At 52.6% G+C, this 21,716-nt stretch carries 22 protein-coding genes and 1 pseudogene; 10 read left to right on the top strand and 13 right to left on the bottom strand.

Annotated features, from left to right (window positions below):
- The coding region (locus ENI00_RS04835) for an ATP-binding protein (RefSeq protein WP_304099669.1) at window positions 1-200 on the bottom strand (200 nt) is incomplete at its 3' end.
- 369 nt (window positions 201-569) lie between these two features.
- Between ENI00_RS04835 and ENI00_RS04830 the strand changes: the two genes are divergently transcribed.
- Window positions 570-1,115 carry a PIN domain-containing protein gene (locus ENI00_RS04830; protein ID WP_072678417.1) on the top strand — a complete coding sequence of 182 codons (546 nt, stop codon included), beginning with the start codon at window positions 570-572 and terminating at the stop codon, window positions 1,113-1,115.
- Window positions 1,116-1,184: 69 nt separating this feature from the next.
- Entirely contained in the window at window positions 1,185-2,117 is a 933-nt protein-coding gene (locus tag ENI00_RS04825) for a nuclease-related domain-containing protein (protein ID WP_011783524.1), read from the top strand.
- 238 nt (window positions 2,118-2,355) lie between these two features.
- Here ENI00_RS04825 and ENI00_RS04820 read toward each other — a convergent pair whose 3' ends face one another.
- Window positions 2,356-3,396, bottom strand: a complete 1,041-nt coding sequence (locus ENI00_RS04820; protein ID WP_072678566.1) for a hypothetical protein — start codon at window positions 3,394-3,396, stop codon at window positions 2,356-2,358.
- Between the two features lie 340 nt (window positions 3,397-3,736).
- Here ENI00_RS04820 and ENI00_RS04815 point away from each other — a divergent pair, with 340 nt between their 5' ends.
- Both ENI00_RS04815 and ENI00_RS04810 read left to right on the top strand, forming a co-directional pair.
- Window positions 3,737-4,255, top strand: a complete 519-nt coding sequence (locus ENI00_RS04815; RefSeq protein ID WP_304099657.1) for a hypothetical protein — start codon at window positions 3,737-3,739, stop codon at window positions 4,253-4,255.
- A 55-nt stretch (window positions 4,256-4,310) separates the two neighbouring features.
- Complete coding sequence (locus ENI00_RS04810) at window positions 4,311-5,453, top strand: tyrosine-type recombinase/integrase (RefSeq protein WP_011783521.1); 1,143 nt, start codon at window positions 4,311-4,313, stop codon at window positions 5,451-5,453.
- Window positions 5,454-5,458: 5 nt separating this feature from the next.
- Here ENI00_RS04810 and ENI00_RS18710 read toward each other — a convergent pair whose 3' ends face one another.
- From ENI00_RS18710 to ENI00_RS04785, 6 genes are all read right to left on the bottom strand, one after another.
- Window positions 5,459-5,665: a carbon storage regulator gene (locus tag ENI00_RS18710; RefSeq protein ID WP_081432106.1), complete on the bottom strand. Its 207-nt coding sequence runs from the start codon at window positions 5,663-5,665 to the stop codon at window positions 5,459-5,461.
- A gap of 298 nt (window positions 5,666-5,963) precedes the next feature.
- Complete coding sequence (locus ENI00_RS04805) at window positions 5,964-6,716, bottom strand: VIT1/CCC1 transporter family protein (protein ID WP_011784790.1); 753 nt, start codon at window positions 6,714-6,716, stop codon at window positions 5,964-5,966.
- A gap of 75 nt (window positions 6,717-6,791) precedes the next feature.
- Complete coding sequence (locus ENI00_RS04800; RefSeq protein WP_022989539.1) at window positions 6,792-9,008, bottom strand: PepSY domain-containing protein; 2,217 nt, start codon at window positions 9,006-9,008, stop codon at window positions 6,792-6,794.
- 22 nt (window positions 9,009-9,030) lie between these two features.
- The gene (locus ENI00_RS04795; protein WP_011784788.1) at window positions 9,031-9,504 is read right to left on the bottom strand and encodes a DUF2271 domain-containing protein; all 474 of its coding nucleotides are present in this window, start codon (window positions 9,502-9,504) and stop codon (window positions 9,031-9,033) included.
- A 54-nt stretch (window positions 9,505-9,558) separates the two neighbouring features.
- On the bottom strand, window positions 9,559-9,939 hold the full coding sequence (locus tag ENI00_RS04790; protein ID WP_011784787.1) for a PepSY domain-containing protein: 381 nt from the start codon (window positions 9,937-9,939) through the stop codon (window positions 9,559-9,561).
- Window positions 9,940-10,015: 76 nt separating this feature from the next.
- Window positions 10,016-11,332 (bottom strand): ferredoxin reductase family protein, encoded by a 1,317-nt coding sequence (locus ENI00_RS04785; protein WP_304099642.1) that lies wholly within the window; start codon window positions 11,330-11,332, stop codon window positions 10,016-10,018.
- 167 nt (window positions 11,333-11,499) lie between these two features.
- Between ENI00_RS04785 and ENI00_RS04780 the strand changes: the two genes are divergently transcribed.
- The 5 genes from ENI00_RS04780 (at window position 11,500) to ENI00_RS04760 (ending at window position 16,471) form a co-directional block, all read left to right on the top strand.
- A complete protein-coding gene (locus ENI00_RS04780; RefSeq protein ID WP_011786648.1) occupies window positions 11,500-12,165 on the top strand; it encodes a response regulator in 666 nt (221 codons plus the stop codon).
- Entirely contained in the window at window positions 12,155-13,480 is a 1,326-nt protein-coding gene (locus tag ENI00_RS04775) for an ATP-binding protein (protein WP_019677803.1), read from the top strand. The genes ENI00_RS04780 and ENI00_RS04775 overlap by 11 nt, the downstream gene beginning before the upstream one ends.
- Entirely contained in the window at window positions 13,471-14,610 is a 1,140-nt protein-coding gene (locus ENI00_RS04770) for a helix-turn-helix domain-containing protein (RefSeq protein ID WP_011784783.1), read from the top strand. Before ENI00_RS04775 ends, ENI00_RS04770 begins: the two co-directional genes overlap by 10 nt.
- A gap of 215 nt (window positions 14,611-14,825) precedes the next feature.
- Window positions 14,826-15,407, top strand: a complete 582-nt coding sequence (locus ENI00_RS04765; RefSeq protein ID WP_011784782.1) for a DUF6448 family protein — start codon at window positions 14,826-14,828, stop codon at window positions 15,405-15,407.
- A 494-nt stretch (window positions 15,408-15,901) separates the two neighbouring features.
- Entirely contained in the window at window positions 15,902-16,471 is a 570-nt protein-coding gene (locus ENI00_RS04760; RefSeq protein WP_081432065.1) for a reverse transcriptase domain-containing protein, read from the top strand.
- Here the strand turns inward: ENI00_RS04760 and ENI00_RS04755 are convergent.
- Genes ENI00_RS04755 through phnC form a run of 5 tightly spaced genes read right to left on the bottom strand, consistent with a single transcriptional unit; the run spans window position 16,386 to window position 20,806 of the window.
- Window positions 16,386-17,246, bottom strand: a complete 861-nt coding sequence (locus ENI00_RS04755) for a LysR family transcriptional regulator (protein WP_011783503.1) — start codon at window positions 17,244-17,246, stop codon at window positions 16,386-16,388. The two genes, ENI00_RS04760 and ENI00_RS04755, sit on opposite strands and share 86 nt — an antisense overlap.
- Window positions 17,240-18,250: a phosphonate dehydrogenase gene (locus ENI00_RS04750; protein ID WP_011783502.1), complete on the bottom strand. Its 1,011-nt coding sequence runs from the start codon at window positions 18,248-18,250 to the stop codon at window positions 17,240-17,242. The genes ENI00_RS04755 and ENI00_RS04750 overlap by 7 nt, the downstream gene beginning before the upstream one ends.
- 9 nt (window positions 18,251-18,259) lie before the next feature.
- Entirely contained in the window at window positions 18,260-19,090 is an 831-nt protein-coding gene (gene phnE, locus ENI00_RS04745) for a phosphonate ABC transporter, permease protein PhnE (RefSeq protein ID WP_304099603.1), read from the bottom strand.
- Between the two features lie 10 nt (window positions 19,091-19,100).
- Window positions 19,101-19,964: a phosphate/phosphite/phosphonate ABC transporter substrate-binding protein gene (gene phnD, locus ENI00_RS04740; protein WP_011784780.1), complete on the bottom strand. Its 864-nt coding sequence runs from the start codon at window positions 19,962-19,964 to the stop codon at window positions 19,101-19,103.
- Window positions 19,961-20,806 (bottom strand): phosphonate ABC transporter ATP-binding protein, encoded by an 846-nt coding sequence (phnC, locus tag ENI00_RS04735; RefSeq protein ID WP_011784779.1) that lies wholly within the window; start codon window positions 20,804-20,806, stop codon window positions 19,961-19,963. Before phnC ends, phnD begins: the two co-directional genes overlap by 4 nt.
- 510 nt (window positions 20,807-21,316) lie before the next feature.
- Between phnC and ENI00_RS04730 the strand changes: the two are divergent.
- Window positions 21,317-21,682 (top strand): annotated as a pseudogene (locus tag ENI00_RS04730) (Tn3 family transposase); the annotation flags it as partial.
- Window positions 21,683-21,716 lie beyond the last annotated feature (34 nt).

Genomic DNA, 21,716 nt, shown 5'->3' with positions numbered 1-21,716 from the left:
ATCAGGTCGTTTCGGTGCGCCGGGCTCAGGGCTTCCAGCCCCCAGTCGTCCAGGATCAACAGGTTTATTTTGCTCAGCTGGTTCAGGGTTTTCTGGTAAGTGCCATCGGCCTTGGCCTGTGTCAGTGCCAGCATTAATCGGGAGAATCTATGAGAAAACGACTTCAGGAAATTGACTGAACGTGAACACCCGGGGTACAAACCTCAGTGGGTAATGCGTTAAGAAAAAAGGTGTTCACGTTCAACCGGATTGAGTGTTCACGTTCGCCGGAATACGCACTATGTTGTAATGTCTCTGATTCATGAGGAAAGTGGAGAATTATTCAACGATCTCTCAACAGACGAACTGGATCGGATCAGCCAGATAACGAATGCGTTCGTCAATGACTTTACGGATCCTTACCAAACCAACTGTCCCAACAGCTACATCAGAGCAATTATTAAAGACCAGCTCAGAAACTTGGAGTGAAAGATAAGACACTTGGTCGTGTAGCAGACTTACGCCGGCGTGATACTGATTGAGTACGTATTGACAGTTAAAGGGATTTAATCAGCATAGGATATTATGGAATGAAGTGGGCATTCATCGATTATGAGAACGTTGGAAACCTGAGAGATATCAGTCTCTCAGAGTATGAGCGGATCATTATTTTTCTTGGAGCACAGCAAAAGAAGCTAGATTTCGCGGAAACGAAGTACGACAAACCAATCAATCTAGTTGTGATCCAATTAAAGGCTACTCAGGCAAATAACCTGGATTTTCACCTTGCTTATTACCTCGGGAAGTTCGACGCAGAAGCTGGTCGGTCAGTTGCTTTTGAAGTCGTCAGTAATGATGCTGGGTTCTCTCCGCTTATCGCCCACATTAAAACCCTTGGTCGCTCCTGCAAGCAACTCAGGGTTGCCGGAACCTCAAGCGGCACGCAGACATTGATGAAGAATTTGTCTTCCATACCTAAGGCGAAGCGGCCCCAGAAAGTTGCTAGTTTACGCAATCACATCGCTGCCCAGCTGAAACTCAAAGGCAATGAGGTGGCGATTCAGAATGCCTTGAACCAACTGGTTACCCAAAAGTTTCTTCAAATTTCGGATTCTGGACTGGAGTACTTGGCCTAAGTTCAATTGGAAATGAATTTTCACCTGTGAGCACATTTTACGAACGAATAGCATAGGGAGTGTTCAACAATGCCAGATTACAGAAGGATGGCAGGAGAAAAACAGGAATCACAGGTATCGTATTTTCTTGACCGATACTTCGGACACGATGATAGCTACAGAATTCTTAACAATCTTAAGATCGAGATTAATGGATTTACCTCCCAGATTGATCATTTAATTATCTACAAGGCTGGATTTATTGTTATTGAAAGCAAGAGTATTCAGGGATCAGTCCGCGTGAATTCTGCAGGTGAATGGGAGCGATCATACAAAGATCAGTGGTTTGGCATCGCCTCCCCGGTTCAGCAAGCAGCAATGCAGATTGATAACCTGAAGGCTCTACTTAGAGATAACAGCACGCAGCTACTTGGAAAGCTCCTGGGCATACAAAAAGGCTTTGGTCTTCGACAGTACAAAACTGTGATTGCTATTTCGAGTTCTGCTCGGTTAGATCGTGACAACATACCCTCGGATATATCAAAGCATATCGTAAAATCAGAATTTCTAGTTGAAAAGGTCAAGGAGCTAACAGAAGCTTCGAACAGCGGTCTGAAAAGCTTTGCCAAATCCGAGCCCCGTTTCACATGTGATGAAATGGAGCGAATTTTCGAGTTTTTAAGGGGTTACCAGCAACCACTCGAACAAAGCTTGGGGTCGGATATAAAGTTGGCTGGCAGCGTTGTTGAGCCAAAGAAAACCCAAAATCAGCCAGCCATTCGTATATGTTGTAAAAATTGCGGTGAGACATCCGCGCTTTCGGCGCAGTACGGTCGCTTCGGATACTATATTCGCTGTGAGAAATGCCTAACGAACACTGCCCTTAAGCAGCCATGCCCAGCGTGCAACTCAAGCTCGACTAAAACCCGGAAATCTAAATCCAATATGTACTTGGATTGCCTGTCGTGTCATCAGAGCGTGCTGTATGCTGTAGAATGGGGCGCTGGCAGCACCTCAAACTAAGAAGTTAAGCTCAGGTAAAACGGCTAGCGCTCCAAAAGGGCGCATACAGAGTAGTTCGGGATGCCCGGATTTATACCGCTTCGCCAGCCGCGCGCGTGAATCGATTTCCGGCTCGCCAATTTTGCGTAGTGTGATTGTTCCCGGAGCCAATGATCTCAGATCGGCCATTCGTGGTGAAATCCTGGGACAGCTCTGAGCTAAGAAGCATCGTCATTGCCGCTGATGTTTACTCTGCTGGCTATGGTCGTCTGTCTTCTGAAGTATCTTCGGTCTGATCACTAGAGATCTGAAACTTCTGAATCAAAGACCGAAGAAAGGCGCAATCATTCTCTAGCCGTGTATTGTCGTTGGACAGCGATACGTTACGAGCCTTGATTGCAGAAAGCTCTTGTTGGGATTCTTGTTTTTCGAGCTGGTGCGAATGACGCTCTTTAGAGAGGCGTTGTTCGACCTTCTTAACTTGCTCTCTGAGGGATGCTATCTGCTGCTCCCTATTGACGACGTCGGACTTCAGACTTTTAACTTCGCTATTGGCGATTTCCTTTTCGATTCCTTGCTGACGTATCTTTTCCTGTAGAGATTCGCTGCTTGAACGGGCTGCTTCCAGTTCTGCTGAAAGGGCACTGTAATCTTCACTGCGTTTATCCAGCTCTTCTTTGTATATCTTGATTTCCGCCTCGTGATTCTCCTGCATAGCCTGGCGCGCGATGTTGTTGTCTTTAATGATGATTCTCATTTCGTTGCGAGCTTCGGCCGTTTCAGATTCCTTCTGCTGTATTACTGATTTTGCGGCTTCTAATTGCTCAGCTTGTTGGATCACTTTCTCCTCAAGTCTGGCGAGCTCTACTTCAAGTTTTTGACTCTTATCGCGACTGAGATCCCTCTCCGCAATAGCTTTTTCTAACTTTGCTTCAAACTCGTCGATTACTGACTGCTTGTCCCCGAGCTGGCGCTCCAAACTGCTTACCAGTGTAGCTTTTTCTTCTAGCTCGGTATTGAGCTGTTGGGTTGCTTGTCGAATTCGTTCTTTGGACTGCTCATCCAGCTCAAGGGCAACCGGCCTGAGCATGTTGACCAGCTTCAGTGTAAGGGGGTCGTCTTTTTCGGCGCTGTAGTCCGTCGTATGTCCCAGAGCTTTCAGGAAGTAACCGATTTTGGCGATGGATCCTTCACCAAGAATTTTGCGGACCTGGTAAGGGTTGACTGGTGTATGGGTGCTTTTTAGCTCAGCCACAGCTGATTCGACGGCTGATTCAGTGATTTTGGCTGGTCTAGGCATGACAGTAAGTCTCCACACAGAAAAAATGATCAAAAACAATGAATTAGTGACTTTTCAGCGTTTGATCCCTAGCGCTCTTCGAATTTCCGGCATTCATCTTTGGGCATTGCTACGAATAGTATAACGAAACGAACGAAAAGAAACACGAAATAAGAAAAAGGCCTCTTTTTATGTTAAAAATCAAGATTCGATAATAGAAGGTTATCGCATCTTGATGATATATTGGGAGAGTAGGGCGGTTAAGTCGTGGCTTTTGGGATCGGGTCATCCGAAACCACGATGAAATGAAGCAGACAGGTGAAGATCATTTCGAATATCCCTGGCACCTGGTTACATGGCGATGAAGAAACTGACTGGGCCTGGTGCCAGTCTGTATGGCATTCAGCGGGGGTACCTTGTCGGTTCTGATTACTGGGGTACGGTGGATATTGATACAGTCAATGGAGAGCTGCTGATGGATTTAACTTACTTCGAGAACGGCCTGGAACTGCATGCGAATGACATTCGCGCGAGCATTCACCGTTTAGGTTTACACGTCCGGCATGTAGATGGTCTCAGCTATACGGTTGGTTTTGATAAAATTGGGCTTCCGGAGCTGCTCATTGAGACCGCTCCGGCTGCGCATGCGGAGGAGCTGTTTCTGACTATGTACACAGCAGCCAGGTGCCGGCTTCGTATCACTGATCGTTGGCAAACCTTAGCCGGAACGCTAAATCCAAAACCTCAGTTCTTCGATCTCCCGGAAGACCGTAAAAGGCAGGTTTTCGTTGATGCAAGGACTGGCTACGGGCATTGGGATTTTCGGGCCAATCTGGTGCAACTCCCTCATCAGAGTGGCGGCCTGTGTCGGGCCTTCTGAATGTTACAAATTGAAATTCACTTGCGGACAAGTAAGCGCAGCGGGAGCCTGTGAAATGACCAGAAATGGATCCTACGAAAGTCAGGGTAATGAGCGTAAACGGGGCCTGGAAGATGAGAGCTTGTCCCATTCTCCGGGGCACCCAGACCAGTCAAAGCTCAATAAATACCTAGAAGCTGCGCGGAGCACCAACACCGAGATCGCCACCGCTAACGCGATTAAGCATTATCGGGAAGTGTATAAAGGCCCCTTCCCTTGCACGCCACATGATCTGTCTCTTTATCTGAGTCATTATGCCGGGACACTGAAAGTGGCGACGTTGGAACAGCGCCGCTCATTGATTGGCAAGTGGCACGAAGAGATGACCGGCTCTAACCCGAACAAGAGCAAACTCGTTCTAGAAACCATGCGAGGAATTCGGAAATTCCATAATGCCAGCCAGAAACAGGCGAATGCTCTGCCTTTAGACACCCTCAGGGAAACAGTGAGCTTTCTTGCGGATAAAAGAAATCGTCAAGAAGGTGCGGCTAATCGGGAGTGGCGCCGTTATTCGCGGGACAGGGCCATGCTACTCACGGCATTTTGGTTTGGTCTTCGAGGGAGCGAGTTGGTGAATATACGGCTTTCCCACCTGACTTTTGATTGGAGAAGTCATCCGCCAAAATTGACGGTGATGATTCCCACCTCAAAGGCCGACCGCAGCAGTTCGGGGCGAGAGGTAACGCTTGTTGCTTTATCGGAACTATGCCCTATTTACGCAATTTCCGAGTGGATCGAGGACAGATTTGGGGGACTCGATATCGGCTCTGAAACAATTAAAGACCAGTTCTTGTTCAGTAAAGTCGACCGCTGGGGGGCGGTTTGGTCTGATGGCCTTAACTCGAATTCCATCAATAAAATTTTGAAGAGGGTTTTTGACGAGGCGCGCGAGAATGGAGCGCACATTCCGGAACATTTCAGTTCGCATTCGATGCGTCGTGGCGTCTCAGATTGGTTGATTGATCAGGGCGCGTCGTGGTCCCAATTAATGCATTGGGTCGGCTGGCGAGATGTCCGGTCGGCCAGAAAATACGTAGACTCAAAAGAGAGTCTGCCTTCGATCTTTATGGACAACAATCAGCGACTGAGCGTAGAACAATCAAACAAAGATAAATGTCACGGTCAACCTAGTAAGATTGGGCATGATGAAAACCGGTAGGATGATCACTTAGAAAAGCCGATTTTACGCAGAAGATTTTTCCCTCGATATGTGAGTGAGTCCGGCCCCGATTTTTGTAACTCCTCCTGCTTCAATCGCAGAAACACCTCTTTACGATGCACTGGAACATGGGAGGGGGCCTCTATCATCAGTCTGATTCGGTTGGTATCGATCAGGGTTACGGTCACTTCGATGTCCTCTCCAATGATGATGGACTCATTGGGGTCAGTTCACGAAACGGAAAAAATTGTACGCTAAGCCTTTGGCATCAATGATATCGACACCATTTTTTCCACAATTCATAAAGTTGCGCAGTAATTAGTCGACGACTGGCCCTTGCTAAATAATTTTCATTTCAGCATGAGTTGTGCTTTAAAAATTCAATTCTGCAACTACACTCATTGGGCGAACAGAGCGAGAAATCCGCCGTTAATTCCAATAGCGGGTACGCGAATGAATATCAGCTCTTAGGGGAATATTATGTTAAATTGTCTATTCACCGCTGAAGAACTAACCCCCCAATAACCCCTGCGCAAAATGCCCAGTAGCAAACGCCAGCCCCGCTGCGGCCGTACCCATGATCAAAGTCCGGAGTCCTGATCGCATTGCTGGTAAGCCATAGACGATACTTTTAAGCATTCCGATACCCAAGAAGACGACGCCTGCCAAACCAAGACTCGTCAGGAACTGAATCTGACTCTCCATACCCGGGATGGCATAAGGCAGTAAAGGTAAAGCACCAACCGACAAAAATGCGGCGAAGGTAGTCAACGCGGCTCGGCGTGGGCTGAGTCCGGCACCCGAGAGTCCGTACTCTTCTCGCAACATGGTTGCTACCCACACATCGGGATTACGACTGATAGCCTCCACTACTTGCTCCAGCAATTCGCCGTCGAATCCCTTCGCCTGAAACAGCTGGCGAATTTCCTCACGTTCACCTTCTGGCACAGCACGGATATGTTCACGTTCTGTGCGTTCAGCAAATTTGATCTGATTCAACTGCGCCTGGCCCGCTTCGTAATTACTTACCGCCATGCTGAAGCCGTCTGCAATCAGGTTTGCAAAGCCGAGTACCAACGCAACCTGTGGCGAGAAACCTGCGCCGAACGCACCCGATACAACCGCAAACGTTGTAACGCAGCCATCGATGCCGCCAAGCACAGCATCTGGTAGCGTCGAGGCCTTAACGGGACCAGCAAGCCGTGCACGAACGGCATTAGGCTGGTGCTCGCTGAGCAGTCTTTCATTTTCTGTGGATGGCATCTTTCAGCTTCCTGTTCAGGACGCGATTTGGTGCTTTGGGATTATAGGCTCAGTTCGACCTTGTCACTTTATCTGTCAATATACATCTTCAAGATAACGTCCCTGGCCTCTCAGAGTTTCAATATCGATGTGCAAGGGTTTGAGAATGTCTTCTATAACCTGCCGCACAGCCGCCGCCATATCCCGGCCACCACAGACCAGTATCTGCGCACCGGTGTTAACCATCTGTCGCACGGCTAATTCATCCTGTTTGAGCTTATCCTGCACGTAGGCGCGCTCGTCTGTTCTTGAGAAGGCTGTGTTCAGCCCGCTCAGTCGATGATCCTCAAGATAGCGCCCAAGCTCAGGTTGGTAGAGAAAATCTGACCTGGCATCGCGACCGCCCCAGTACAGATACATAGGGTTGCAACTGGTATTGTTTCTGATGAAACCGGTTAACGGACCAATGCCGGCACCTGCACCGATTAGGATAACTGGCTGGCTACCTGTAGCTGGCCGAAAGCCTGGATTGGGGCGGATGAAGCCATCGATACAATCACCCGGCTTGAGGTCATGCAAATAACCGGAGCAAAGACCGCCGGCCTGCTTACGGACGCATATCTCAACAATTTCGTCATTTGCCGAGGACGCGAGCGAGTAGAACCGCGGGGGTTGACCGTGTGGGGGAATAACCCCCAAAAGGTCTCCCGCCTCGAACGGTGGCAGCGCTTTAAATCTTCTTGGAGAAGCCGTTAGCCATCCGCCCTGCTCCGCCGGTTTGAACCGGAAGATACTGGTGGGCGCCTGAACCGCAATCCCGTAATCCGCCCTTTCTACCAGTTCCAGTTTGACCGTTGCTGGCTGCAATGCACAGTAGTTCAAGAAAAGCGGAGTACCGATAACCTCACCAACCCGGTTTCCCCACTCACTGAATTGCGAGGCAGAACACCGATCAATCAGTTCAATGGCGTGCAAACGGCTGACGCCTTTACCGGCGAGCGCAGTATCCACCGACAAGGCAAACTGACAGAAGTTCGGAAACTGCCGGTCACCAAAACCCAGTACCGTGTATCGCAGGTTCTTCTCAGCCCGGAATTCTTTGAGCCTGGCCATAAACTGCCGGGCCGATGCGGGTGCATCACCATCGCCGTATGTCGAAGTCAGCACGAACAGCCTGGAAGCCTGCGGATACTGCTTAGCCAGGGCATTCATCTCGCTGCAATGCACGCGGAAACCGGCCTTATTCAGGCTGCTATGGAGTTCCCGGGCAAATCCCCAGGTGGCATTACCTTCGGAGCCGACCAGAATAATTGTATCCGCCTGAGCGGCATCGGCGTTGTCAGGAAGCTGCCCTGAAGACCGGCGACGCTGCCACCAGATGGTTGCACCTGTTATCGAGAGAGCTGGCACAGTCAGTGCCGCAGCGCCAAGAATCAGGCCAAGCCACCATAGGCCTTCACCGGTGTGCAAACGTACAATCCAGTCCTGCAATACGCCGCTGTCAGAGCGCGGCTGGAACTGCAGCAACTCGCCCGTAGCCTGGTCCACGAATCCGGAGCCGCCGGCGGTTGACAGCGAATAGACGTCCTGCGGATCACCGGGATAGGGAAACACCAGTTCCCGGAGTTCGCCAAGATCGAAATTGCCTAGCGCTTTTAAGGTGCCCACAGGCGATGGTTGCCCGCCCGAGACCTCAGCCGGAAACCCTGGCCCTGTGTCAGGCGCTTCCGGCAGCAAACCAAAGCGCTGTGCCGACATATAGCTACCGGTCAGTGCGGATAACAGTAGGCCGAGCACGGCAAACCGGGCCAGCTCGGCATGGATTCGTTTCCCGCCTGAGCCGGAAAGCGGTCTTAATATATTCTTCCAACCCCCGGTACGCCGGGCTATCAAAAATATTCCCGAAAGACACAGAAGCACCATCAAAACAGCCAATACGCCGGCCAGCGCTCTACCGGCATCATCCAGCATAAACGCACGATGCAGATCCTTGATCCAGCCAAAGAATGCGGAAGGTTCGTAGGGCGTGCCCTCACCTGTTACCGGATTCACCAGATCCGCACCGGCCTGGCCGTCACGGCTGTAATAGACAATGACCTTGCCAGAAGGCTCTCGCACGATCTGCTCAGTCCCGGGATAGTGAGCAACGACCCGGTCTGCCAGCTCGGCAATACTGACTTCACCGGAAGCCGGAATGACCGCTGACACTCTATCCAGCGTCGGAGCCAAAGCCAACACAGCTCCCGTGACCGAGAGAACGATCAGGAACACGCCTGCAAGCAAACCCGGTAAACTGTGGAACTTGCGCAACATAATAGCCGATGCTCCTGGTGAATTATTGAAGCTCGTAGGTCAGAGCGCGCACGTAACCACGTCCTGAAACCGGCTTTCCGGACCCTTCGGTGGTCAGGGGGGCTATCACATCGGCTCTGATATCGCGCATATCTTCAACAGCAGAGTCGACTCGAACCTCATAGCCGTTGTCGATCAGCGAATCATCGAGGTTCAGAGTCACTTTCAGCGTGCGGCCACTGGTAACACTGGCGCCAGTCAAGCCGTCATACTCTGCAGGATCAAGCCCACTGCCCCGGGCCCAGCCTCCCAGGTGTTTGTAGTATTTAGATTTCTTCCCGGAAACCCAAAGGGTACCCTGATACTCTCCGGCGGCATCGGTAAGATACAGCGCCAGATAGGCTCCATCGCCGCCGTAATTCTGTAGTTCCGTAGTGAAGGTCACGTCACGGGCCTGGGCGAATACCGGTAAAGCCAAGGCGGCGAAAAGGCTGCAAGTGAGAACAAACGTTTTCATAAATGGTCTCCAAAAACCTGATGAACGTTAAAGGAACAGGGCAAATTCGCTCAGTTACTCAACGGTAACCGTGGGACGCCCCTTGACGATGCCGTTGCGTGGCGCCTGACTTTTGGGATTGTCCTGTCCATTTTTCCTGTTGCCGCGGTCCCTCTCCTCATCGTCACTGTCTTCACGCTCCCATTTCATCATGGTCAATGAAGCGGGCGCGAAAGAGGCTTCTGCCCTGACCCCATCGGCATCGAGGCCCCGGACTTCATAACAACCGTCGTCAACCTTTATTCGGTGAACTGTCCAGCCTTCGGCTTCCAGCTTTTCACGCAGATTTTCACGGGGCTGCCAACTCGCCACCGGATCATCGCAGTCGTCATCGGCCACTGCGGTACCGCTCAGAAGTAACAAAGACAGGCTCAGAATAATGGGTTTGGTCTTCATGGTGTCTCTCCTGCTGGTTGTGTTAAATCCACTCTAAGGCGCTAACCTGACAACGACCTGAACAAACGAGGCCATTTCAGCGGAACTGAAAAGCTTCTTTATGGAAGCGAGTCAGGCGGAAGGGTGCTGCCCGCAAGCCGTTTCTAATGGCTTCCCCCAGCCCTGCCGGGCCGCAGAACCAGACCTCTGCGCCTGCTGCCGAGCGTCCGTTGGTAGACAACGTCTCGGCAGACAACCTCTGCCCCTTGCTGCTGTCATGAATCTCGAGGTGTATCCCGGGAAAGCCATCGCAAAGCGCCCGAAGTCGATCCACCATGGGATCCTGGCCGGCGTTGCGCGTGCAGTAATGCAGATCGGCTTCAGGCACGGTGGCGTCGGTGGCGCTGCTTAGAGCTTCGAGCCAGGCCAGAAACGGCGTGATCCCGGTGCCACCGGCTATCCAGATCTGGTGGGATTTGCGGTTGCGGCGATCGAAGTTAAAACAGCCGTAAGGGCCTTCTATATTTACGGTTTGCCCCACGCTGATTTTTTGGCTCAGATTGCGGGTGAAGTCGCCGAGCGATTTAATGATGAACGTAACCGTGCCATTTTCCCTATCGGCACTGGCAATCGTGAACGGGTGCGCGCCCTCTAGTCGGTCGAAGGTCACAAAGGCGAATTGCCCCGCACGGTGACCGGGCCATGCCGGCCCCATGTGGCAGGTAACTTCGGTGACGTCCCGGTCTGGTGTTTTGATCGCGGTGACCATGCCGCGAACCTGGCGACGACGACCAACTCTGCCGGTCAGGGATAGCCCGCTGGCGATGCTGCCGCCAAAGAGCAAAATGGCCATCAGCACACCGATTGGCTGCTGCCACCATTGCAGCGGAGTAAGCCACGCCGCGTGGAAAGCGAGCAACAGATAAAGCACCGGCATGCCGCGATGCAAATAGCGCCAGTATTTGTAGGGGAACTTGCGCAACAAGGTGATCAGCAGCATGGCGAACAGCAGATAGATGGCGAACTCCCCTACCTCTTCCGCCGCATCGCGCATGGTGTCGATGAACCCGGAATAATCCTGATCGTGCAGCTTGCCGGCTTTTCCGAACACCGACTCTATTACATCGTCACCCATTTCAATCAGCCAATGGGCGGCGGCGAATACCACTGCCAGAATGCCCGCCCATTTGTGGGTGCGATAGATCTGATCCAACCCGCCCAGCGGTCTCTCCAACCAGGCTGGGCGCAGTGCCAACATCATGGCTAGTGACATCAGAGCAATGGATAACAGCCCACTGAGCAGCAGGCTCTGGTCATAGACTGCCCAGGGAGAACCGGCCCCAGGACCTGCAAAGAGGTTCCAGGCCCATAGGCCCAAAACCAACACAACGAAAGGAAAAATCATCCGCATCATCACATCTCCTGCGATCGGTACCTGGAATATTCCCCCGAAGGCTAGCGCCCAAACCTGACAGCCAGCTGAAGGTCGGTGAAGAGAGATCGAAGCGTTATTGACCATTCAGGCTGTTGTCAGGTTCGAGCTGTAGTATCTTGATTTCAGGGCTGGGTCAGAGGTGAACAATGCGGGTTCTTTTGGTGGAGGATACGGCGGGATTGGGCGAGGCGGTCCGGGATCAGATTGCGGACGACGGCCACGCCGTGGACTGGGTGCAAACTCTGCGCTTTGCTGAGGCGAGTATCAGGACCACAGCCTACGACCTGATTCTGCTGGACCTGATGCTGCCCGACGGCCATGGCTTCGGCTTTTTGCGAACGATCCGGGCTACCGGAATAACAACACCGGTGATCATTCTGACCGCCAGGGATCAGGTGTCTGACCGGATTGAAGGATTGAATGCCGGTGCTGACGACTACCTGGTCAAACCCTTTGATCTTTCGGAGTTGTCGGCCCGCGTGGCCGCGGTGGCTCGCCGATATCGCGGCAATCCAAGCCCGATCATACAAGTGGGCGAGCTGATGATTGATCTTGGCGATCACCGCATCAGTCGCAACGGCCTGCCGGTAGAACTTACGGCACGGGAGTGGGCATTGTTTGAGGGCTTTATCCAGCGACCCGGAATGCTGTTATCGCGATCGCAACTGGAGGATCGTCTATACGCTTTCGGGGCCGAAATCGAAAGTAACACCATCGAAGTTTATGTCAGCCGTCTGCGTAAAAAGCTGGGGCGGGACGCTATCGTAACCGTCAGGGGAATGGGCTATCGCCTGGAAACACATGACCACTAGAACCAGCCTGCAAAAAACACTCGGTATCGGCCTGACACTCGGTGTCACCCTACTCTGGCTGTTGGGCGTGACCGCTTCGGGACTGGTGGCACAGCATGAAATGAACGAGGTCTTCGACAGTGCCCTGGAAGAAACCGCCCAGCGCATACTGCCACTGGCGGTCACCGACATCCTGAACCGTGAGAACGGCGCGGGCAATCAAAAGGCCCCAGCCCTGAAAGACCATGACGAATACCTGACCTATCTGGTACGGGACGAAGCTGGAAATATTCTGCTCCAGTCCCACGATGCCGACCCTGGCGTGTTTAGCAGGACCCCCGCGGAAGGGTTTTCAGATACTCTGACCCACCGGCTATATGGCGTATCTGCAGTCAGCTATACCATCTATCTTGAAGTGGCCGAACCCTTGGCGCACCGGCGTGAATCCGCTCTGGAGGCGGGATTAGCCTTACTGTTGCCTTTACTGGTGCTGATTCCGGTCAGCCTGTTGGGTGTCTGGTGGATTGTCCGGCTTTCCCTTCGTAAGGTGGTCGATTTTCAGCAAGACATTGAATCCCGCGGCGCGGGAGATCTGTCCCCTGTTGTAGAAGAGCAGTTACCCCGTGAATTTGAACCAATCGCCGGTGCCATCAACCGGCTGCTTGAGCGTTTGCATCGTGCTCTCGAATCAGAACGCAGCTTTACCGCCAACAGTGCCCATGAACTGCGAACTCCCCTGGCAACAGCGCTTGCCAAAGTGCAGCGACTGAAAACCAGAATGCCCGATGATTATCTCAAGAATGATGTTGCAGAAATTGAAGAAGCGTTACGCAGTCTCTCGGTGCTGTCCGGAAAACTGCTCGAGTTGGCAAAAGCAGAAGGTGGCGGTGCACTCTCACAAAGTCAGCAGGATCTTGTGCCCATCCTCGCGATGATTGCCCGGGATTTTGAGGCCCAGGCACCCGGGCGAGTTGTTTTATCCCTGCCGGAGCGCGAAGTGAACTCCTTTCTTGATCCCGATGCCTTCGCCATCCTGGTGCGTAACCTGATCGAGAATGCCCTTAAGCATGGTTCCCGTAGCGAGCCGGTGAAGATCAACCTGAACGATAATGGGGTTTTAAGGGTCTGCAATGGCGGTGCAAGAGTGCCACCGGAACAGCTCGCTCTTTTAAGAAACCGGTTTGCACGCGCCAAAACGGACGCTGCAGGTTCTGGCCTGGGCCTCGCGATTGCCGATGCGATTGCTAAAGGTGCCGGCATGACCCTGCATCTCAGATCGCCGGCAACAGGACGGCAGGATGGTTTTGAAGCGGAGCTGAATCTGGCATGTATCTGACACTCACCGACATTGTGCTGCTGACGAGCATCATTCAATCGCTGGCTCTTGCCGTTTTTCTCCTACTTCCATCCAACAGTGGGCTCATATCTAACCGACTCCTGGTTGCCACTCTGGTGTTCTTCGCCGCCGGGCTGGGAGAGATCTTCCTCTATGGCAGCGGGCTTGCGCTCCAGTACCCAAACTTCGCCTACCTCGGAACACTCATCGGACTTCTACAAGCCGGCTCGCTCTATCTATATGCGCAATCGCTGATGTATCAGAATTTCCAGTTACGCGGGAAGCATCTCGTGCACACGTTGCTCTTCTGGGTGGTCGGCGCAATTTTTCTGATTGAATATTATTTACAGCCAAGCGAGACCAAAGTTCAGATTCTGCTTGAACGGGACCACCCGGGCGTACTTACCTCTCCCCTTCTTGCAGTCGCTATTCACGCGGTCTTTCTGGGCTACCTGTACGCGACGATTCGTGCGATTAACCGTTTCGGCCTTGGTATTCGACAGATTTTCTCGAGTATTGAAAACAAACAACTTGCGTGGTTACGGACGCTTCTGATCGGCTATGCAGTGGCTTGGACCGTGAGCATGATGTACTGCCTTACAGCGCATGTGTTTAGAAGCGTGCCTGGAACCGAGTGGGTGGCCGGCGCTGGCGCTGTAACGGGCTTCATTTTCATCAATTTTCTGATGATAAACTCTCTTCGCCAACCCGTTGTTTTCTCTGGATTGGCAGCAGACCAGGCCGCCTTGCTGGAAGAAGAGCCCACGCCGCAGTTTGATCAAACTTTAAAGGTCAGGCTCCAACAGTTAATGCACCAGGAAAAGCCCCACTTGCACCCCAACCTGACCCTGGAACAACTTTCACGGAAATTGGGCGCCCCTTCAAGAGAGGTTTCACGGGCCATTAACCAAGGCTTTGGCTGCAATTTCTTTGAGTTCGTCAGTCGCTATCGCATCGACGAGGCGAAATCGCGCCTGGCCGATGCAGCCAATCAGGCAAATATTCTGCAAACTATGTATGACTCTGGCTTCAACTCGAAGTCCGTATTCAACACTGCTTTCAAGAAAGAGACAGGATTTACCCCCAGTGAATATCGCCGACGAGCCCTGCAGGGCGATATCCGACCCTAGCCACGATCCTGAACCTGGCTACCCGGCGTTCGAGTACGCTCTCACCCGATACTGAAACCTCTATCCTTTTGAATTATATATTTTATTTCCAAACCATGGAATCGGTTCGGTTTCGTACCTGAGAACGCTTCTTTGACCTCCCTTCCGTACTCTGATTGCCAAGCGACACCAAACCCGGTGCTCGTGAAGCTCAACGCAATATGAAGAGGTCATGTATGAAAACCAAATTACGCAAAACCGCTGTTCCCGCAGTGGCCGCAGCAATCTTCAGCCTGATGTTTGCCGGTAGCGCCCAAGCTCATTGTGATGCTCTGGACGGTCCCGTGATTACCGAAGCCCGTGCGGCACTGGAGTCAGGCAATGTTAAGCCCTTGCTCAAATGGGTGCCGGCAAAGGATGAGGCCGAAATCAAAAGGGTATTCGCCGATGTGCGCCAAGTCCGCGGGCAAAGCGAAACTGCGAAAAACATTGCCGATCAGCATCTGTTCTCGACGCTCGTTGAGGTTCATCGTGCCTCCGAAGGCGCACCCTTTACCGGCATCAAGCCTTCCGGACAGATTGATCCGGGTTTAATGGCGGCGGATGCGGCGTTGGAAAACGGGCAAATTGATCGCCTCGTGGCAAATATAACCCGCAAGATCGAGAACGGTATTCGTGAGCGTTATCATGAGGCTCAGCGTGCAAGGGCCATGGCTGATCAAAGCAGCGATAAGGGGCGTGCCTTTGTCGCTGACTACGTCAATTACATTCACTATATAGAGGGCGTGCATGGCGCTGCTGGAGGGCAGGGGCACTAATTCCTATCTTCACGCAGACGCAAAGCAGGCTGACGGCCTGCTTTGCCGTTGTATTCATTTCCAGTTTCGCCTTCGGCTGAATTGGTACCATCATTCTATTAAGGCGCATCAAAAAACATAAATGAAGCCAACACCAATCTCCGCTTCATAATCATTCCGGGATATCGGGCAGCCATATTACTAACTGAGGGGCGTGCTGTGTTTTATCTAATTTCGGTATTTCCGCAATTAGAGAAAAAAATTCCAAGCGCCAGGTATGGAAGGCGTATCAGCGCGTTAAATCAAATCGAGGTGCGGCCGGTGTAGATGGCCAGACGATTCAGGACTTTGATCGAGACTTGAGTAAGAACCTCTATCTAATTTGGAATCGGATGTCCTCCGGTAGCTATTTCCCACCGTCCGTCAAAGCAGTTCCAATTCCGAAGAAAAGTGGAGGAGAAAGATTGCTCGGGGTACCCACGGTTAGCGATCGTATAGCGTAAACTGTGGTTACTATGACGCTGGAACCTATCCTGGAACCTGTCTTTCATGTGGACTCGTACGGGTATCGGTGCGGGAAATCCGCGCATGATGCGCTTGTGATCACGCGAAAGCGGTGCTGGGAAAGGGACTGGGTGCTGGAGTATGACATCCGTGGCTTGTTTGATCATATTGATCATGAGCTATTGCTCAAGGCTCTTGACCACCATTGCTCTGAATCCTGGGTGCTGCTGTATGTGAGGCGCTGGCTAACGGCACCGATGCAGACGAAAGATGGTAAGCAGGAACGACGGAACGTTGGCACACCACAAGGTGGCCCGTTATCGCCAGTTCTGGCAAACCTGTTTCTGCATTATGCATTGGATCGTTGGCTGACCGTTCGTCATCCGGATATCCCATTCTGCCGATATGCAGATGACGGAATACTGCGTTGTCGAAGTGAGCGTGAGGCTCAGTATCTGCATTCCCAGCTAGATATGCGTGAGGTGGACCCAATAGCTATTCACAGAGATGCCCAACAAACGAGTATACTGGCCTGTGTTTGTCCAGGCTGCTCGGATAAATCACCATCAGCTCCTTGCTAAGGCCAGGCTCACTCACGGGAATAGCCACCAGACTTCCATTTTGGACCTCCTCCCGTACAGAACTTTCAAGCACCAACGATGCGCCAAGTCCGACCTTAACCGCTTGCTTGACGGCTTCGGTGCTACCCAGCTGCATAGATACCGTCGGAAATGGCCCATGCTCACCGAAGTAGGTCGCCAAAAGCCGGCCAGTGCCGGTGCCGGGTTCGCCGCCGATCAGAGCCATGTTAGACAGCGTATCGCGGTCGATATCGGTTCGACGGGCTAACGGGTGACCAGGCGGAACGATTAGAACAACGGGCTCGTTACGCCACGCCTGAGCATGGAATCCGGGTAGATCATGCCACCACTCCATAATCGCCACGTCCAGCTCACCGTCCGATAAATGCCGTGCAATAGTCGGATTGGAATCTATTACCACATCCACCTCGGGCCCTACGCCCAGCTCCTTGTAACGACGGATGTAGGGCTGGAGCATATAAATCCCAATATTGGAGCTCGCCCCAACGCGAAGTCGAGCCTCCATAATGGAAGATCTCGCCTGCTCCTCCAGCCGGAGCAGACTTCGGGCAAAAGGCAACAAGGTTAAGGCAGCCCGGGTTGGCTCACAGCCAGAGCGCCCCCTGTGGACCAATAAAACGCCAAGTTGGTTTTCGAGTTTTTGAAGGTGCTGGGACAGTGTGGGTTGTGCGATGTCCAACTGGCGGGCTGCGGCCTGAAACCCGTTGTGGTCCAGCACCGCCACGAAACTCTTCAGCCAGACAAGATTCAGCATGGGCCGCTCTCGCGGCCACTGGGATCATTGATCGCATCACCCGGCCGCTCACCCCGAAGCACTTGCAGAATGTTCCGAGCAGCGCGTTGCTCGATAGCCAGACGCACCTGGCTGACTGCCGATCCGATGTGAGCAGTAAACAGCGTGTTGGGGTGGGCCCTGAGCCCCTGGGCGATCTCCCTCGGACGATCTTCTCTCGCCCAATCTTCCATCTCAAACACATCAGCGGCGTACCCCCCCAACTGACCGGATTGAAGCGCTTGCAGAACACTACCCTCATCCACCACAGATCCACGGCAGGGATTGATAAGGAATGCGCCCGGTTTCATTCCTGTTAGCGTTTCGCGATTAATGGTGTGGAGGGTTTGCTCATTGAGCGCCAGTGCCAGGATCACAATATCTGACTGGGCCAGCAGCATCTTGAGGGGAGTATGGGACAAACCCAGTGCCTGCTCATGCTGCACGGGTAAACGTTCCGGCTGGGAATAGATTAAATCCGCTCCCCATCCGTTCAGGCGCTGCGCCACCGCTTGGCCGATGGCCCCCATACCCACAATACCAATCCGTGAGCCTTCGATCCCCTGCCCATAGAAGCGTGGTGTCCAGCCAGTAAATTCACCGGATCGAACGAAATGGTCCGCCGCCTTGACTTGTCGGGTGAGACTGATCGTCAGCCCGACCGTTAGCTCTGCAGTAGGCACGGTTAGCAAATCCGGTACAAATGTCAGCCAAACCCCATGACGCGTGCAGGCATCCACATCAAAGTTGTCATAGCCTTTCAGGGCTGCACCAATCACCTTCAAGCGCGGACACCCCTGTAGGAACTCCACTCCAACTCGGTCTGGCATGAACGCCATCATCGCATCAGCGTCTGCAACGCGCGCAGCCACTTCCTCCTGGGGCAACGTGGCGCCGGATTGGTTGGTGACCAGCTCGCAATCTTGGGCAAGTTCATCCAGAACACTGTCATGGATCTTATGGGTTATCACAACCTTGGGTTTCATCGACGTTCCTTATTTGAATTTCTTACGAAGGCGGCCACTGAGACTGTCCACGACGGTGACCATCAACAAGATGACAATGAGAATGGCGCTGACTTCCTGATACTGCATGATTCTCAGCGAGCCCATCAATTCGAAGCCAATACCACCGGCACCCACCATGCCCATTACGGTCGAGGCACGGAAATTGTATTCCCAGCGATAAATGGACACGTCCGCGAATTGAGGAAGTGCTTGTGGCAGCACGGCGTGATAGAGCACCTGCAAGCGAGTAGCGCCGGCAGCATCGGCCGCTTCCACTGGCGCCTCATCTACATGCTCAATCGCTTCGGCAAAAAACTTTCCAACCATGCCAATGGAGTGAAGACCGAGCGCCAGTACGCCAGGCAACGCCCCAAAACCAACAGCAGCCACGAAGATGATGCCCATGATCAGTTCCGGGACTGAACGCAAACCGTTTAAAAGGGTTCGAGTTACTTGGAACACCACCGGATGTGGAGAGGTGTTGCGCGCAGCCAGGAATGCCAGTGGCACAGACAAGGTTACTGCAATGGCAGTACCGGCAATGCTCATCGCAAGCGTGTCGATTAACGGCGACACCCAGCTGGCCACATTGGTGAAGTCAGGTGGAAGAGATTCGCCAATGAGTGTGCCTATGGCTGGCACGCCATTGGCAAGTGTATTGAAATTGAGCAGCCCTACGTACCAACTTGCGACAAAAATGATGAGCAGCACTAACAGCGACTGTCTGAGTTTTTTCCGCCAGCCTTTCGCGTGCTCATCCAGCACGGAGGCCGACGGGGCCGGCGACAGAGTCGCCGGTTCCGTCGTTGTATAGTTCATGGGGCACTCCTCACATTTTTGCGAAATCAAGATTGAGCAGGCCACCCATAGCGCGGATGACATCGTAATCTTCGTCGGTAATTGCCGCGAATCCCTCAGCCTTCAGGTTGTCGAGAATCTCCGGGTCATCGATCTGCAGAAAGGCTTTCTGAATGTTGCTCTTCAGCTCAGGGGCCAGGTTCGAACGCATGGCCCAGGGGTATTGAGGAAAGTCACCGCTGTAGCCCAGCACTTTGACCTTGCTCCGATCAATCAAACCGCGGTCCATCACATGCTCGAAGATAACTTCGGACAACCCTCCGGCGTCGGCATTGCCATTGGCGACGTTAACCGCAACAGCGTCATGGCTACCGACGAAATGAGCCTCATAGTCCTTTCCGGCTTCGAGCTCTGCCTTCTCAAGGAGTACGGTCTTGGGGATCAGGTGGCTGGAAGTGGATGCGCGGTCACCGTAGGCCATTTTCTTGCCTTTGATATCCGCGAAGGAGCCAACGCCAGAGTCCGCATTGGCAATAATGATGGAGCGATAAGTCGGCTTCCCGTCTACCACCATGGCGGCAAAGGGTTCAATGTCACTCTTACTCTTGGCCATCACATAGGACAACGGACCAAAGTAAGCCAGGTCAATTCGGCCAAAACGCATGGCTTCGATCATGGAGGAGTAATCGGTGGTAACAATCAGTTCTACTTCCTTACCAAGAGTGGTTTCCAGGTAATCCTTCAAAGGTTGGTTTCGCTTGATCAGTTCTGACGCGTTCTCATCCGGCAGCAAGGCAACTTTCAAAAGATCAGGGTCTGTATCTGCGGCATGGGCTGACCAATGGATGCCGAGCATCATTATCAGAGCCAGCAAAGAGTGAATCATTGTCTTCATTGTGCTATCTCCAGTACGTCTGTCGTTATCGGGGTGGTCTTAGGTTTATGGATGGCTGGTTTGCCTTCCGCAGCTACCACGCTGGGTGAACGGTGGTAAATCTCGTCCAGGTGTTTCGATTTCAGGTTTTCAGGAGCATCGTCAAAAACGATATGAGCGTTCGAAAGGCCGATGATCCGGTCTGCAAAACGCTGGGCGTATTCCAATTGGTGCAAGGAAATAACCGCGGTGATTCCATCTTCCTGACAAATATCGCGCAGTAGGCCGAGTACCTTTTCAGAAGTGGCCGGATCCAGGCTGGCAACGGGCTCATCGGCAAGAATCATGGATGGTTGCTGCACCAATGCTCTGGCGATTCCAACCCGCTGCTGCTGGCCGCCGGACAACTGATCTACTCGGGAAAGCGCTTTGTCAGCCAGACCTACGCGGTCGAGGCATTGCAGAGCCAACTCCAGGTCCTGCCGGGGCAGGGGAAGCAGGCTTCGCCAAGTACCGTGATACGCAAGTCTGCCTGTCAGCACATTCTGTAACGCGGTGTATCGTTCGATCAGCTGGTGATGCTGGAACACCATGGCGGTGCGGCTGCGGTGCTGTCGCAGGATTCTACGGTTGGTCAGTTCACCAAACTCGCCAGACACAACCTTCCCGGTTGTGGGCTTAACCAGGTGATTCAGTGAACGAAGCAGAGTGGATTTACCCGCGCCTGAAAGTCCCAGTAGCACGGTGAATTCGCCCTTGTGAAAGTGAACGTTGGTGGGTTTGAGCGCGAGGACGTTTCCCGGGTAGGTTACGCCCATACTCTCGACTCGAAGCATCACATTGGTTGATTGAGTTGGCGCCACAGGATCACCTTTTGCAATAAATAAGCTCGCCGTATTGCGAGTTACAATTGAACGGTAAAGCTGAGAGATGACACTGTCGTGTCACTGACGTGACAGGTTGATGAAGTGCTTTTGGTTCGCAAGGATTTTCCGAAGGGCTCTGTGAAATACATGGAGCTCAGCCAAAGTGGAACGAGCCACCCAGGAGCTTAAGCAACAAAAATTGCGTTCCACCGTCAGTCGGCGAATCTCACGGTACAGTTCGTCCGTGCTGAGTTCATCGAATTGCTTACCGACTATACTCTTGCCTTCGAGGAGGTCGGACGCGCTCTCCAATAGGTCGCGCTTCCAGGTGCTGACTATGGTGGGGTGGATCTGGAAACGGGCAGCAATTCAAGGTGTGGCCTTAAGGGTGGGCAAGGACAGCCTTGCACTTACTAATTCGAAATAAAGTAAGCGAACATTACCCGGAGATATAAGCCAAATCCGGATGGCCAAAAAACGATTTCAATAGTCGTGGCAATTTTTGCAAACGTCGAACTGCGTCGCCGCGTGCAGGTTGGTTTGAATAAGGGCGAGGCTAAGAACGCGCTGGCTCGTGCCGTCTTCCTGAACCGGCTCGGTGAACTCCGCGATCGCAGTTACGAGAATCAACGCTACCGTGCAAGCGGACTCAATCTCGTCGTCAGCGCTATTATCCTTTGGAATACGGTTTATATGGAGCGGGCGGTTCAAGCACTGCGCGAAGACGGCCGGGATATCGACGAGACGCTTCTGCGGCATCTTTCTCCCTTGGGCTGGGAGCACATCAACCTGACCGGCGACTATATCTGGCAGCAGGACAAACAGGTCGAACAAGGAAAGTACCGATCGTTACGAACACTGCAGAGGTCTTAGCGTACGATTTTTTCCGTTTCGTGAGCTGACCCCT

This window comes from Marinobacter antarcticus (assembly GCF_011049865.1).
In the GTDB taxonomy this organism is placed as follows: domain Bacteria; phylum Pseudomonadota; class Gammaproteobacteria; order Pseudomonadales; family Oleiphilaceae; genus Marinobacter; species Marinobacter antarcticus_A.
Note: the sequence above shows the minus strand (reverse complement) of the source record. Positions and strands in the feature narration are given on the sequence as shown.

Excerpts from the sequence above, each read along its gene's own strand:
- ENI00_RS04830 (WP_072678417.1), top strand. The coding sequence starts at position 570 with ATGAAGTGGGCATTCATCGATTATGAGAACGTTGGAAACCTGAGAGAT.
- ENI00_RS04825 (WP_011783524.1), top strand. The coding sequence starts at position 1,185 with ATGCCAGATTACAGAAGGATGGCAGGAGAAAAACAGGAATCACAGGTA.
- ENI00_RS04820 (WP_072678566.1), bottom strand. The coding sequence starts at position 3,396 with ATGCCTAGACCAGCCAAAATCACTGAATCAGCCGTCGAATCAGCTGTG.
- ENI00_RS04815 (WP_304099657.1), top strand. The coding sequence starts at position 3,737 with ATGAAGAAACTGACTGGGCCTGGTGCCAGTCTGTATGGCATTCAGCGG.
- ENI00_RS04810 (WP_011783521.1), top strand. The coding sequence starts at position 4,311 with ATGACCAGAAATGGATCCTACGAAAGTCAGGGTAATGAGCGTAAACGG.
- ENI00_RS04805 (WP_011784790.1), bottom strand. The coding sequence starts at position 6,716 with ATGCCATCCACAGAAAATGAAAGACTGCTCAGCGAGCACCAGCCTAAT.
- ENI00_RS04800 (WP_022989539.1), bottom strand. The coding sequence starts at position 9,008 with ATGTTGCGCAAGTTCCACAGTTTACCGGGTTTGCTTGCAGGCGTGTTC.
- ENI00_RS04795 (WP_011784788.1), bottom strand. The coding sequence starts at position 9,504 with ATGAAAACGTTTGTTCTCACTTGCAGCCTTTTCGCCGCCTTGGCTTTA.
- ENI00_RS04790 (WP_011784787.1), bottom strand. The coding sequence starts at position 9,939 with ATGAAGACCAAACCCATTATTCTGAGCCTGTCTTTGTTACTTCTGAGC.
- ENI00_RS04785 (WP_304099642.1), bottom strand. The coding sequence starts at position 11,332 with ATGATGCGGATGATTTTTCCTTTCGTTGTGTTGGTTTTGGGCCTATGG.
- ENI00_RS04780 (WP_011786648.1), top strand. The coding sequence starts at position 11,500 with ATGCGGGTTCTTTTGGTGGAGGATACGGCGGGATTGGGCGAGGCGGTC.
- ENI00_RS04775 (WP_019677803.1), top strand. The coding sequence starts at position 12,155 with ATGACCACTAGAACCAGCCTGCAAAAAACACTCGGTATCGGCCTGACA.
- ENI00_RS04770 (WP_011784783.1), top strand. The coding sequence starts at position 13,471 with ATGTATCTGACACTCACCGACATTGTGCTGCTGACGAGCATCATTCAA.
- ENI00_RS04765 (WP_011784782.1), top strand. The coding sequence starts at position 14,826 with ATGAAAACCAAATTACGCAAAACCGCTGTTCCCGCAGTGGCCGCAGCA.
- ENI00_RS04760 (WP_081432065.1), top strand. The coding sequence starts at position 15,902 with ATGACGCTGGAACCTATCCTGGAACCTGTCTTTCATGTGGACTCGTAC.
- ENI00_RS04755 (WP_011783503.1), bottom strand. The coding sequence starts at position 17,246 with ATGCTGAATCTTGTCTGGCTGAAGAGTTTCGTGGCGGTGCTGGACCAC.
- ENI00_RS04750 (WP_011783502.1), bottom strand. The coding sequence starts at position 18,250 with ATGAAACCCAAGGTTGTGATAACCCATAAGATCCATGACAGTGTTCTG.
- phnE (WP_304099603.1), bottom strand. The coding sequence starts at position 19,090 with ATGAACTATACAACGACGGAACCGGCGACTCTGTCGCCGGCCCCGTCG.
- phnD (WP_011784780.1), bottom strand. The coding sequence starts at position 19,964 with ATGAAGACAATGATTCACTCTTTGCTGGCTCTGATAATGATGCTCGGC.